Genomic DNA, 13,766 nt, shown 5'->3' with positions numbered 1-13,766 from the left:
CCTTTTCTTAGCGTTTAATTACGAGCCTCAGTTCAAACTTTGCATTAATGGCAATAATTATTCGTTTGTCGTCATTAGTTAGTCGTGTTTATCCATCAAAAAACCGTTACCATGTTCCCAAGTATAGGTATGACGGAACGTGAATGAGCGAACTTAAAAAGGACATCACACTGGTCACCGGAATTGGCCAGATGTCCACGACACTACTTGGCACGGGTCTGTTTATGGTGCCAGCCATTGCCGCATCCATAGCGGGACAGCATCTTCTTTGGGCGTGGGTAATTTTACTTTGCGCGGTTTGCCCTATAGCACTTACCTTTGCAGCCTTGGGAAAACGATACCCAAATGCAGGTGGTGCATCCTATTTTGTAAAAAAGGCATTTAACACCCGTCTAGAAAGAGCGATGGCATGGTTGTTTATCAGCGTAATGCCCGTTGGTGTTCCCGCAGCTGTTGCTTTAGCCGGTGGCTTTGCCCAACAAATTCTACCCGCGGGACTGTCTGATCCAATTGTGGCCCAGCTATTAACTGTACTGCTGTTGATTGTAGTAAACCTCGCCGGGACTCGTTCATCAAGCCGATTACAAACTGGCATAGCTATTGGCATAGTCGCGCTCGTTGTTGCCTTTTCGGTTAAGGGCTCTATAGGCATAGTGGATGCAACGTTACCAAAATTAACGTCATCAGATTTGGTTCCTATTGGTCAAGCACTGGCGGTGATGTTTTGGTGCTTTGTTGGTATCGAAGCCTTTGCCCATATGGGTGAGGAGTTTAAAAATCCACAGCGAGACTTCCCGTTAGCGATACTACTCGGTTGTGTTATAGCGGGTTTAGTCTACTGGGCATTCTCTGTCGTAGTCCTTAAATTTGGCGCTTATGGCACGTCTGAGCTTGATCGTTCGTCAATTCCTTACATTGCTCAATTGCTGTTTGGCTCAAAGGCAACATTGTTGATAAGCGTAATGGGGTTTTTGGCCTGTTTTGCGACTATTAATTTATACACTCAAAGTTTATCGCGCATGATTTGGTCTCAAGCGCGCGAATATAAACCCCAAAGCCCACTTGCAAAGCTCAATCGTAAAGGAGTGCCACTTAATGCGACGCTCGTTGTTGGAGCCGTCTTGGCCGTAGGATCCGTTGCAGGAGAGCTATCGGGAATTGATTTGGAAGTGTTTCTTAAGCTGGCTAATGGTGTTTTCGTGGTGATCTATTTAATGAGTATGTTCGCGGCAATTAAACTTCTTGCTGGTTACTATCGAGGATTGGCTTACATCGCGTCTTTGGTTTGCGTGAGTGTGTTTCTATTCTTAGGTTGGGCAATGCTTTATGCTTTAGGTCTATTTTTTCTGTTTTGGATTATTCTAAGCAACTCATCCGTAATGTCTGAACAACCCACTGAGTAAGTTGGCCCGATACAATAGTTAAAGTGCAAAAGCATTCTGTGGAATATCGGTTTTTTCAATCCACTCTGTCGGTAAGGCTTTGTCAGTACCTTGGTAGCACGCAGCTAATATTGCACCGAGTGCGATAGCTCTGCCACTGCTGTCACCTCCGCAGTAAATGTTTTCGCGAATGGCCTGTTGGTAGGTTTTTGCATGAAACATCAGATGACAAATCACCACAAAGGACGATGAGAGTTGGCTACCAGAGCCAACCTTGACGGCAACTTCCCTTGAGCTCGACTGACGCATAATCAAAACCTTATCGATATCTTTTGCCACCAATCCGCCCAAACGATGCGCTACCTTTAAACACTCTTTGGGATCGTATCCTAATAATGCACAACGCAGCATAACCGCCACACCCTTTGCGTATTCAACTGCGATATCATTGTTGTTTGTAACTCTAACAGCCGTTTCGACCCAATCTAGCAGTTCTTCTTCTTGATAATAACGCGTCACAATGGGGGGCAGTACTGTTAATGCTAGATTGGTCGCAGAATTTGCGCCTACGCCAATAAACGGCAAATCGTTGTCTTCTAAATGATGAATCTTCATTAATGTCTGTTTGGTCGCCTGATCTATAAAACCTTGCCACTGGCCACCAAAATCAAACCAACGTCGATAAGAGGAAATATACGCCGATTCAACGTAACGTCCTTTTTGGACTAAGCTATCGATAAGTGACAGCATCTGAGCACCATAGTGAGTGAGATCGCCGCTCTGTTTACCATTGTGTACAAATTGATTCGTCGAGGCATAATCATCGACAGTTGATGGGTAAAATTCTGGAGCGTCATTTGCTAAATCGACGATTTTTTGTTGGTCATTAAGAAAGTGAAAACCCATACATGCCGCGTCGGCGACTAGAGCGCCCACGATAGCATGCCAGGCTCTTAAGTGAATGGCGGTGTCGTCTTGTTTCATTGATTCACCTTGTCATCTTTAGGCGATTTTCAAACAGCTTTCGGTTCGATTTCGACCTGCATCTTTTGCAATGTACAGTGCTTTGTCTGCCAAGATTAGCAGATCTTTCAGTGAGTCGTACTGATCACTCGACGTGGAAATACCTAAACTCGCTGTACACCTAAAATCGGGTTCATCCAACAGTGGTATGGGATGTGACTCGATTGCAGAGCGAATTAATTCAGCTTTACGGGTTGCAAACGTCAGTGGTGTATTTGGCATGACTAACGCAAACTCCTCTCCGCCAATGCGCGCAAAGAGATCTTCTGGTCGGCAGTGCTGCTCGATGATGTTACAGACTTCAGTTAAAACAAGATCGCCTGCTATGTGACCATGCCTATCATTCACCCGCTTAAAATAGTCGAGATCCAAGATGATAAGACTGACGCTTTGCCCCTCAATGCGCTCTTCGAGCAAATTCGCACCTTGTGAGAAGAACGTATGGCGATTTGCTATGCCGGTAAGAGAATCCGTTGTGGCTTGATGTTTAAGCTGCTTTTCATTCACCGCAATTTCGTTGGCAAAAATACTGAGCACCACAATAACCTCAAGCATATTAACTAACATAACCGATTGATAGATGTATCGATTAGCTTGGTCGCTCACAACGATCATTGGATTAAGGTTAGTGGTGTTTTCGCAATAGAAAAACAGTACGACCGCCAAGCAACTTAGGATGATTTTTTCTCGTTTTTCATCCAACTCGAACAGCAAATAAGTACCGGTAGGGACTAAGTAATAATAGAGGTGAAAACCCGATGCATTGGTTAGATAGACGTTGGATGACACAACCAAATGCATCATCAACACACAAAAAAACCAAACTTTTCCTCCACGATAAAACCCTTTTGCACTAAAGGCTAACGTGAGTACATAAGCAACAGTGAAGCCAAAATTGATACTAGCGACACCCAAATGCCCTAGAAACGAAACATAGGTAAGCGTATATAGGCCCGATGTCACAGCCGTGATCAGCGCAATAATATTGAGCAAACGTACTTTGTTTGCGCTACCGAACGGTAGCTTATTTGTACCAAGATGGTAGATTTGATGCAAAGTCACAAGCACTGTCACCCAAACTTATTATTCCACCTCTAATGATAACGTATATTACTTATATTTAAAGAATTCAAATTACACGACCGTAACAACTCATTTACACGCCTTTGTAGTACTGATGGTTAGAAGTCGGCATCACATCGTGTTGTAGACTCTCGCCTACGACATCATATCCGGCGACGAATTGGATAAATCCATTGGCTAACGCTCTAATATCACAGTCAAATTTAGTTTCTGTCTGGATATCTCTTAAATCGATTAGGAAATCAGTAAACAGTGTTGAGTGGTCTTTGATGATCTTCAAGTTTAAAGTGTGGTGTTGAGCATGAAGCTGATTATACTCGCCCCCTAATTTATTAATGATATAGGGTGAGTCGTTTAGGTTTATGATCGACGTGCGTTTGCTGCACTTAGGTAAACATCCGTTGTTTTGTTTTATTTTTTTACACCCACTGCTTTGCATAAACAAACACTGGCGACTGGTCATGAGTGTATTGGGCTGCAATACAGCATAAAAAGTACGAAATCCACTTGGCCTTTTAATTCGATTCATTTGTACTTTACTAAGCTCATTAGAAACGAATCCACCTGACGCGCCAAACTCTTGCTTTAAACACTCTAGCGCATAGCTGTTGCTCAAGTTTAGTTGTCTTCCTGCAATCCATTGAACGCCCAACTTCTGTGCTTCTATCGCAATACCGATATTGTCAGTGATAATTAGTGACGGTGTCACTAATTTAAGGAGTTCTACCGCCGATTCGTAGTCTTTATCGATGAGTACCGCTGGGAAATAGGGAGAACATTGAGGATACAAACTCAACTGTTGCGCCCAATGCTTCCACGTTCTGCTTAACGCATTAGGAAGCTGAACAAACAGGTCGACCTCTAGATCGTGCAATTGCTCTACCTGTTCAAAATCAGACAACAGAATAGAAAGACTCGCAACATGCTCACTCGACACAGAGTCACTTTCAATACTCGGTAAAGTAATATGAGTTCGAGGTGTTTTGGTGGATGATCTTTGCGTTCGCTTGTCGTTAAACATCTGAGCAAAAGGTGCTACCGATTGCTCCATCGTTTGCATAATCTGTGTGTTGTCATCGTAGACGCCCTTTTTGGCGATTTGTATGCCACTTTCTGAAGCGTCATTGTTGGACTGCGCACGCGCCAACCAAGCGTGATTGCGCGGGTTATCAATGTACATTGCTTTATCAATGTTCCCCATCAAGTACCCATTACTGAAATCTCGGTTAAATACCGTATACAACGGCGTCATGTCGGTTAACGGCGCTTTACCAGCTTGATAGGCATCGATTTGCGCTCGCCACTGTTGAACGGTGGTAAAGACATAGTGGGACTTCTTTATACGCCCTTCTACTTTTAGTGAATAGACTCCAGCTTCAGCTAATTGCGCCATGTTGCTAAATGCACTGTTGTCTTTCATATTCAGTGGGAACTCTGCACCTGCATCCGTTTTTTCGAATGGGTCTCGGCAAGGTTGACTGCAACGACCTCTATTACCTGACGCGCCACTGCGAACTGAGCTTATGTAGCATAACCCTGAGAATCCAATACAGTATGAGCCGTGTACAAAAACTTCCATTGATACACCATGCTGTTTGCCGTAACTGGCTAAGTCAGTGATTTCGTCAATGTTAAGTTCTCGTGACAAGTTAACTCGGCTCGCGCCTAATTGGCTTAGAGCGGCAATTTGACCTTGATTGTGAGTATTCATTTGTGTCGACGCATGCACATCTAACGTAGGGAAATGATGCTTTAGCAAATAAGCTAAGCCAAAATCTTGAATAATCACACCATCAATAGCAGAAGCCGTTAGTCTGTCTAATAAGCGCCACAACGCCGCTAACTCACTTTCTAACATCATGATGTTGAGTGTTAGAAAGACTTGGCATTGCTGTTGATGAGCAATTTCGATGACCACCATTAAATCGTCATAGCTTAAATTGGTGGCACGATTTCTCGCATTAAAACGATCCAGTCCGCAATACACCGCGTCAGCACCAGCTGCAATTGCGGCTAGTATAGAGTCTAAATCGCCACCAGGGGCTAAAAGTTCAAATGGTTGCTTCACAACGTCATACTCAATCAAAAAATCAGCCGTATTCTAACGCGTTTAACCTTTGGGTGCATTTATTTGTCATTGATCACATTTCTAATTGCATTTTCATAGGCTCTGAGTCATCGTATTGACATAAACTCGCAGTTTAAAAGGACGTTCCATGACAAACCGCTTATTGAAAATATTTACCGTAGTAATGATTGTCGTTACCGGCGGTTGTGCTAGTTATTCCATTTCAGAGCAGCAAATGACCGACTACGTGTCTAACAATCTGTCAGCGAATCAATCTATAGATGTGGAAGGACTGGTAAAAGCTGAAATTGGGTTGAACGATGTCGAGATACGCATTGGACGCGCAGATGCAGATAGAATCAGTGTCTTTGCCAATACCAATGCGCTCGTCGAGATTATGAACGGCACAGAATTAGACTTAGATTTAGCGATGGAATTTAGTGCAATTCCCTACTACGAAAAAGAGACAGGTGAAGTGTTTATTAAGTCGGTACGCCTTGAACAGTTTGAAGATAAATCAAATACCTTGCCTTCAGCACTTACGCCGTTACTAAAACCTGCAGTATCGGTTGTAGGCGACGTATTGTCTCAATACCCCGTTTATCAGCTCGACAACAGTCAATTTGAACAAGCCTTACTTAAATCGGCTCAGCCCAATCTGGTGATCAAGAATAACAAACTGGTGATCGAACTTTAAAAGCGCAGGATATGAGACTGTCGCTTAACAATAAAGGTATTGTGGTCAAAATTTTACCGCATACGGCCATTTTGTAATACAATACCATTTTACTAAATTAAACAGGCCGTTATGAGCGACTTTCTATCTCAAATCGCGTTTTCTCTCTCCATCACTGGGCCAATTTGTGTCACGCTAATATTGGGGATCTGGTTAAAGTACAAACGGATCATTACCGATGAGTTTATTGAGATTGGCTCAAAAGTTGTGTTTCAAGTGACTTTGCCAGCACTGCTATTTTTGAGCATCGTTACCGCCGATCATGATTTCGAGTCAGCCAGCCGAATGCTCATATTTTCAACGTCGGCGAGTGTCAGCTTTTTTGTCCTGACAATGCTCATTACTCACCGCGTTTTTAAACGTTCAGCGGACACAGGTGTTATTGTGCAAGCCAGTTTTCGTGCTAATACAGGTATTATCGGAATAGCGTATGTTGCCAATGCCTACGGAGAAAGTGGTATCGCGTTAGCGGCACTTTACGTTGCGGCTACCACCCTGCTCTACAATGTATTGGCCGTCATCTGCCTTACCCCGACTGGCGGCACGACACCCAAAGCCTTAGTTAAACTGTTGGTCAAAACGATGACCAAAAACCCACTGATAATTTCAATTGTCGCGGGCTTAGTGGTGTACCGATTTTCAATCCCTTTCCCATCAATGATTATTGACGCGGGTGATTATCTAGCAAAAATGACTCTACCACTCGCTTTGCTGTGTACCGGTGGCTCACTCAATCTTCGCGCTCTAAAACAAGACGCAACGGCAACGTGGTACGCAACTAGCTTTAAACTTGTTCTAGCTCCTTTATTAATCACCTCGGCAGCGGTACTGTTAGGGTTTCGCGGTATAGAATTAGCCATTTTATTTTTCATGAACGCTGCCCCTGTTGCTGCTGCCAGTTATGTTATGGCGCGCAGCATGGGCGGTAATGCAACACTTGCAGCTAATACCATTGCGTTAACGACTTTACTGTCCACACTGACCTGCTCTTTGGGCATTGTGATTTTGTCTACACTTCAACTCATTTAGGTGGTTCACCCGTTTTATGGGCCAACATTTCAGCATTAGATCCATTTTTATCGCATGCTTCATTATTAGTATCGGTCAACTTAGCATGGGGTTGGTGTTCCCTTCACTGCCTTGGATAGCACAAGACTTCAATGTCACCTTAGAAGAAGCCCAACTATTAGTCAGTGTCTATATGCTTGGTTTCGGTCCCTCACAGTTTTTGTATGGACCCATATCTGATTCATTAGGGCGTAAAAAAGTACTACTAACCGGTTTGATTATTGCGCTGTTGGGTCTTGCCATTATTATCGCTTTTTCCGATTCCTATACTGCCGTAGTCTTAGGCCGATTTATACAAGGCATCGGTACTGGTGGTTGCGCTGTCTTGGCAAGAGCATCGACACGAGATCGCTTTAGTGGTGAGCAGTTGCCAGTAGCAATGTCGTATATCGCCATTGTGGCATCAATTACACCGCTTCTTGCACCGATTTTGGGTGGGTTTATCAACCATCACTTTGGTTGGTCAATGGTGTTTATATCTTTGCTTGGCTATGTCGTTGTGGGTTGGGGATTGATCGCACTAAAGTTTAAAGAAAGCTTAAGCGAAACTAAACCTGTCCCCTCATTAAAAAACATGGCCTCTCAGTACGCTGTCTTTTTGCGCTCGCCCTACTTCATGAGCTTTGCCAGCATCAGTTGGCTTAATTTCAGCTTGATGATCACTACTGTGTCAATCATGCCATTTATTATGCAAGTCCAAATTGGCATGAGTTCGGACCAATACGCGATGTGGGCGTTAATTCCAGCATTTGGTATGTTGATTGGTACCAGCCTTAGTAATCGCTTAAGACCTAGGTTTGGTAATAAGAAAATCCTGTTAGTTACGCCTACACTGCATATAATTAGCGCTATATGGTTGTTTTTCACCCCTTTAGAACCACTTTTGCTGATGATCGGTCAAATGATCCTAATTGTAGGCAACGCAATCGCCTTGCCCTGTGCTCAAGCCCTGGTTCTTCAACCTTATAAAAAGTCAGCAGGCTCAGCCGCCGCTTTATCGGGGGGTGGGCAAATGATTGTCTCTTCGATTGTTAGTGTCGCTTTGGTTCAGCTCGGGGTAAAAGAAGCGTGGCACTTATCGATAGTGATCGCTCTTTTTGCGGTTATTACTGTTGCTAATATTCAGCGCGGATTCAGTGTTAAACCATAAAAGAAGAGCGCTTATATAAGCGCTCTTCTTCAGAATCTAACTAATCTAAGGGTTACTCAACCACACCTTTGGATTTTAGAAACTCTGCATAAGAGCCTCTAAAGTCAGTGATTTTCCCATCACGAATTTCAATTATTCGCGTTGCCAATGAGTCGACAAAGACTCGGTCGTGTGACACGAAAAATAGCGTTCCTTTGTACTGTTCGAGTGCGTTATTAAGTGATTCAATCGACTCCATATCCATATGGTTAGTGGGTTCGTCCATGAGTAGGATATTTGGCTTGTGCATCATGATTTTGCCAAGCAACATACGTCCTTGCTCACCACCCGATAGTACTTTAACTGACTTTTTGATGTCATCTTGCGAGAATAACATACGGCCCAAGAAGCTTCTAAGAACTTGTTCGTCGTCGCCTTCTTGTCGCCATTGGCCCATCCATGTCATTAGATCCATGTCTTGGGCAAAGTCACTGGCGTGGTCTTGCGCATAGTAACCAATGTTGGTGTTTTCAGACCACTTGTATGATCCGGTGCGAGGCTCGAGGGCCCCTGCTAACGTGTTGAGTAGCGTCGTTTTACCCACGCCATTTTCGCCAATGATCGCGACACGCTCTCCAACTTCAAAGATTGCGTCAAAGTTGCTGTATAGGTCTTCTTCAAAGCCTTGACTCAAGTTTTCTAGAACCAAGGCGTTTCGGAACAGCTCTTTTGACTGTTCGAAACGGATAAATGGGTTTTGACGACTTGATGCTTTAACCTCATCCAATTGGATCTTGTCGATTTGCTTGGCACGTGATGTCGCCTGCTTCGCTTTAGAAGCATTAGCAGAAAAGCGTGCCACAAATGTTTGCAACTCAGCAATCTGTGCCTTTTTCTTGGCATTGTCAGCCAATAAACGCTCACGTACTTGGCTTGCAGCTAACATGTACTCGTCGTAGTTGCCAGGGAACAGTCTTAGTTCACCGTAATCTAAATCCGCCATATGGGTACAGACACTGTTTAGAAAGTGGCGATCGTGCGAGATTATGATCATCGTACAGTTGCGTTGGTTTAGCGTTTCTTCAAGCCAGCGAATGGTATCGATATCGAGGTTGTTGGTAGGTTCATCGAGAAGCATCACATGCGGGTCAGCAAATAGCACTTGAGCAAGCAGCACTCGAAGTTTCCAACCGGGTGCAACTTCACTCATCAAACCAAAATGCTGCGACTCAGGAATACCCACCGCCAAGAGCAATTCGCCCGCTTTGGCTTCGGCCATGTACCCGTCCATTTCAGCAAACTGGACCTCAAGATCGGCAACTAACATGCCTTCATCTTCACTCATTTCTGGCAAAGAATAGATGCGGTCACGCTCTTGTTTCACTTCCCAAAGCTCTTTATAGCCCATGATCACGGTATCAATAACCGTAAATTGCTCATACGCAAACTGATCCTGATTAAGCTTAGCAATACGTTCATTTGGGTCGTAACTGACGTTGCCGCCTGATGGATCAAGCTCGCCACTAAGGATCTTCATAAACGTAGACTTGCCACAACCATTGGCGCCAATCAAACCGTAGCGGTTACCTTGGCCAAATTTAACAGAGATGTTTTCGAAAAGCGGCTTCGATCCAAATTGTTGGGTGATATTGTTGGTTGAGAGCACTGTCTGTACCTTTATGAGTCAATGGGAGCGCAACAGTACTGATTTCCACTACGGGATGCAAGTAAATAGTGAGTTAGGTCACCTTTTGTCTTCTACCGTTTACCATTGACAGCTGCAATCCAATACTCCACTCCAAGTCAGGAATTCGGCGACAACTCGAACAATAGTAAGAAGGCCGACAATGAGTAACACAGGGGTTAACTATTCAAATTGAAGTACGCTTGCAATGCGGGTAAAGCGTCCCCCGAGTATTGAGCCAAAATGGGCAAAAGTACACAAGGATTCACCACATTGTAGCGATATGTCCCCCGATCAATTCCATGACTACAAACGTCGCAACCAATGTAATCGCACTTATGATTGATTTTAATGGTAAGTAAGTTTGATTTTAATTTGCAATGTTTTGCCAGACTACCTGAACCTTGTTGGCACTCTTTTTAGTACCAGCCAGTTGCATTGGAATACTATGCAATCACGGTTAATAGGCACATCATACTCAGTGAGCATTAGTAATAGTCAGTAAGAATACCTGTTCCAGGTTCAAGTTGATGCGTTCATTAATGCTGTTTAAATTGTAAATCGACAAGTCGTTTATACATTGGACTGGACTGTAGCAGTTGTTGGTGCGTTCCAGTTGCAACCACATTTCCTTGCTCCATAACCGCTATTTGATCCGCATGTTTAATAGTTGATAAACGATGGGCAATGATAACGGTCGTTCTTCCTTTCATTAGCTCTTCCAATGCCTGTTGAACGTAATGTTCACTTTCGCTATCTAAAGCAGATGTAGCCTCATCAAGTAACAATATTTGAGGATCTTTTAAAATGGCTCGTGCTATTGCTATACGTTGCCTTTGCCCCCCTGACAAGCGCACGCCTTTATCACCCAGGTAGCTTTTGTAGCCTTCGGGTAACGCTTGAATAAACTCATGAGCATGTGCTTTTTTAGCCGCTTCTATAACTTCTTCGTCACTTGCATCTGGGCAGCCGTATCGAATGTTATGCAGCACGTCACTACTGAACAGTGCGGGTTGCTGAGGAACAAGCGCCATTAAGTTTCTCAGTTCTGAAGGGTTGAACTGAGTAATATCTTGTTCTCCAATCGTCACGGTGCCGGATTGTGGATCGTAGAAACGTTGAAGTAGTTCAAATATCGTGCTTTTACCAGCACCAGACGGACCAACTAACGCCAACACCTGGCCGGAAATTACGCTTACATTAAGGTTTTTAAGCGCTGCTATTTTTGGACGAGATGGGTAAAAAAAGTCAACGTTGTTAAACGCGATACTCGCATCTATCTGATTTAGGTTTAAAGGATCTTGCGGAGCGGTTATAGCACTTTCTACACGCAATATTTCGATCAATCGCTCCGTTGCACCTGCGGCTCTTTGTAACTCACCCAATACTTCGGACACGGTCGCAAAAGACGAAGCCACCAAAATAGCATAAAAGACGAATGCACCGAGGTCGCCGCCGCTCATGCGCCCAGCAATGACATCGCTGCCCCCAACCCAAAGCATTCCGGTAATTGCACCAAAAACAATGATAATCACACCCGCGATCAATATCGCTCTTTGCTTGACTCGGTTTTTACCAATCTCGAATGCTCTTTCGACTTCGTAAGAGAAACGTCTAGACTCTTGCGACTCTTGGATATAGCTCTGCACGGTTTTTATATGTTCAATTGCTTCGCCAGCATAACTTCCTACATCGCCCATCGAATCCTGACTCTGTTTCGATAGTGCCCTAACCTTTCGACCATAGAACAGAATAGGCACCAAAATGAGCGGTACTGATATCATTACGATCAGCGACAGTTTTACATCGGTGGCAAACAGCATGATCAACGCACCAATCGACATAAGGACGCTTCGAATGGCCATGGAAAACGACGATCCGATGATACTCTGTAGTAAAGTCGTGTCGGTAGTAATCCGCGACATAATATCGCCACTACCAGCTGCTTCAAAGTAGCTTGGATGAAGGGATATCACATGATTAAACACAGCTTTTCGAATATCTGCACTCACCCTTTCGCCCAGCCATGAAACTAAGTAGAAACGACAAAAGGTTCCAGCTGCGATAAAGACTGTCACACCAATAATAAACAGCACAGCGGATTGCAACTGCTGCTGTGACTGTTGAACGAACCCGGTATCAATTAGTAGGCGAACGCCTTGGCCAATGGTAAGTGTCATAGCTGCTGTAAACACTAGTGCAATCACCGCAAGTAAAACCTGAGTCTTATAAGGCTTTATAAACTTAAGTAGCTCGACCAATATCCCGAGGTGGCTAGTGTTGGCGTTGGTTTGTTCGCTCTCTTTCGGCCGAAAAGACGTGACATCGCTCATGGAGACGTTCCTTGTTCTCAAGATATTGCATTATGTCCCTGTGTTATCTCACGTGTGCTAACACTCTGTCAAATATAGACAAACCCCAAATTATTCGCAGTATTTTGGGCCACTCTTCTTAGCCGAATTTACTTAGTTTCAAAAAACGAACAATCACCACCGCCTTAGGCGGTGGTATAAGACTCTAAACAAAAAAGCACACTTCTAAAAAGTGTGCTTTAACGAATTCAGCTCAATCTGTTAGTTTTTTCGACGTCTCGCAACACCTGCGCCAAATAGCCCTAATCCAAACAGTGCTAATGTGGCCGGCTCAGGGACATCAACAGAGAAAATACTGATGTCGGAAAAATCGTCTGAGATGTCCAAACCAGCTAAAGCAAAGTCATCGAAAGCACTGAAAAACGACCATTTCGAATATAAGTCAAATGAGTCAGCAACCGCACTAACGTCCAAGGCGTACCATCCCGTTGCGTTATTGCCACTAAAAGTCTTACTTACAGCATCAAGTCCATCAATGTAAGCACTCATCCCACCATCTTCACCAGGATACAGGTCAACCAAATAAATGGTATCTATTAGCGCTGTGCCTAATTCAAGCTCTGAATTGTAAAACGAAACATTGAGCCACTCTTTTAGACCGATTTCATCTTTACCAATAAAATCTATTGGGTCGCTCTTGACACCAATACCATCTATCTCACAGGCAAATGGTGTCAAACAACCATCGACGTCATATTCAGCAGCAGATAGCTTGGGATCGGTGAATATTAACCTGTTGTATGCAGATATCTCGACCCAAAAATCTTGATCGGGACCTTCATACATGGCTTTGTATGTCTGTACGCCATCTGCGTCCGCCCATACATCGGCATCAGTAAAGTCGATAAAATATGCTTGTGTGCTAAACCCCACAACCGAGAGTGCGGCGGCGAGGAACCCTTGTTTCAACGTGCTGATCATCATCAAACTCCTTGTTTACAACGTAGGTATTAGGTGACATCACGTCTGCCACCTAGATTAAATATGTTACACTTAACTACTAGTACAATAGTGTTAAGCACAAATCAGACCACTATTTATCTTGTTGTTTATAAAGGAATTTTAAAAACTAATACTTACGAGGTGTAAGGTTTTTCGACAGTCAATTGCGTTTATTGCTAACTAAGGAGTGAGTAAGCTACGCCCTTTGAGCATAAACTTATGTTTGATTCTTGCCTAATGACTTCGCATAATACATAGCTACGTCAGCTTGCTTTAGTA

General features: G+C 43.8%; 10 protein-coding genes. 4 read left to right on the top strand and 6 right to left on the bottom strand.

All coding sequences use genetic code 11. The annotated features are described in order from the left end of the window. The first annotated feature begins 143 nt into the window (after positions 1-143). Positions 144-1,403 carry an L-methionine/branched-chain amino acid transporter gene (gene yjeH / locus ST37_RS01395; RefSeq protein ID WP_084882919.1) on the top strand — a complete coding sequence of 420 codons (1,260 nt, stop codon included), beginning with the start codon at positions 144-146 and terminating at the stop codon, positions 1,401-1,403. Between the two features lie 18 nt (positions 1,404-1,421). Here yjeH and ST37_RS01390 read toward each other — a convergent pair whose 3' ends face one another. From ST37_RS01390 to ST37_RS01380, 3 genes are all read right to left on the bottom strand, one after another. Beyond that, the gene (locus ST37_RS01390) at positions 1,422-2,366 is read right to left on the bottom strand and encodes an ADP-ribosylglycohydrolase family protein (protein WP_084882916.1); all 945 of its coding nucleotides are present in this window, start codon (positions 2,364-2,366) and stop codon (positions 1,422-1,424) included. Between the two features lie 18 nt (positions 2,367-2,384). Then, complete coding sequence (locus ST37_RS01385; RefSeq protein ID WP_143698091.1) at positions 2,385-3,467, bottom strand: GGDEF domain-containing protein; 1,083 nt, start codon at positions 3,465-3,467, stop codon at positions 2,385-2,387. Positions 3,468-3,561: 94 nt separating this feature from the next. Beyond that, a complete protein-coding gene (locus ST37_RS01380) occupies positions 3,562-5,556 on the bottom strand; it encodes a peptidase U32 family protein (protein WP_084882912.1) in 1,995 nt (664 codons plus the stop codon). 148 nt (positions 5,557-5,704) lie between these two features. Between ST37_RS01380 and ST37_RS01375 the strand changes: the two genes are divergently transcribed. The 3 genes from ST37_RS01375 to ST37_RS01365 all read left to right on the top strand — a co-directional run bounded on the left by ST37_RS01375 (position 5,705) and on the right by ST37_RS01365 (position 8,510). Further along, positions 5,705-6,253: a DUF1439 domain-containing protein gene (locus ST37_RS01375; protein WP_084882910.1), complete on the top strand. Its 549-nt coding sequence runs from the start codon at positions 5,705-5,707 to the stop codon at positions 6,251-6,253. Positions 6,254-6,364: 111 nt separating this feature from the next. Next, positions 6,365-7,321, top strand: coding sequence for an AEC family transporter (locus ST37_RS01370; RefSeq protein WP_084882907.1), 957 nt, complete (start codon positions 6,365-6,367; stop codon positions 7,319-7,321). 16 nt (positions 7,322-7,337) lie between these two features. Continuing rightward, on the top strand, positions 7,338-8,510 hold the full coding sequence (locus ST37_RS01365; RefSeq protein ID WP_084882905.1) for a multidrug effflux MFS transporter: 1,173 nt from the start codon (positions 7,338-7,340) through the stop codon (positions 8,508-8,510). A 52-nt stretch (positions 8,511-8,562) separates the two neighbouring features. Here the strand turns inward: ST37_RS01365 and ST37_RS01360 are convergent, their stop codons facing one another. The 3 genes from ST37_RS01360 to ST37_RS01350 form a co-directional block, all read right to left on the bottom strand. Then, positions 8,563-10,155, bottom strand: a complete 1,593-nt coding sequence (locus ST37_RS01360; protein ID WP_084882903.1) for an ABC-F family ATPase — start codon at positions 10,153-10,155, stop codon at positions 8,563-8,565. A gap of 557 nt (positions 10,156-10,712) precedes the next feature. Then, on the bottom strand, positions 10,713-12,506 hold the full coding sequence (locus ST37_RS01355; protein ID WP_084882900.1) for an ABC transporter transmembrane domain-containing protein: 1,794 nt from the start codon (positions 12,504-12,506) through the stop codon (positions 10,713-10,715). Positions 12,507-12,746: 240 nt separating this feature from the next. Further along, the gene (locus ST37_RS01350) at positions 12,747-13,469 is read right to left on the bottom strand and encodes a PEP-CTERM sorting domain-containing protein (RefSeq protein WP_084882898.1); all 723 of its coding nucleotides are present in this window, start codon (positions 13,467-13,469) and stop codon (positions 12,747-12,749) included. Between the last annotated feature and the right edge of the window lie 297 nt (positions 13,470-13,766).

Origin of the sequence: Vibrio sp. qd031 (assembly GCF_002100145.1) — a bacterium.
Lineage (GTDB): Bacteria > Pseudomonadota > Gammaproteobacteria > Enterobacterales > Vibrionaceae > Vibrio.
This window is presented reverse-complemented; position numbering and strand designations above follow the sequence as displayed.

Coding starts and splice junctions, on each gene's coding strand:
- ST37_RS01390 (WP_084882916.1), bottom strand. CDS start 2,366: ATGAAACAAGACGACACCGCCATTCACTTAAGAGCCTGGCATGCTATC.
- ST37_RS01370 (WP_084882907.1), top strand. CDS start 6,365: ATGAGCGACTTTCTATCTCAAATCGCGTTTTCTCTCTCCATCACTGGG.
- ST37_RS01350 (WP_084882898.1), bottom strand. CDS start 13,469: ATGATGATCAGCACGTTGAAACAAGGGTTCCTCGCCGCCGCACTCTCG.
- ST37_RS01355 (WP_084882900.1), bottom strand. CDS start 12,506: ATGAGCGATGTCACGTCTTTTCGGCCGAAAGAGAGCGAACAAACCAAC.
- ST37_RS01375 (WP_084882910.1), top strand. CDS start 5,705: ATGACAAACCGCTTATTGAAAATATTTACCGTAGTAATGATTGTCGTT.
- yjeH (WP_084882919.1), top strand. CDS start 144: ATGAGCGAACTTAAAAAGGACATCACACTGGTCACCGGAATTGGCCAG.
- ST37_RS01365 (WP_084882905.1), top strand. CDS start 7,338: ATGGGCCAACATTTCAGCATTAGATCCATTTTTATCGCATGCTTCATT.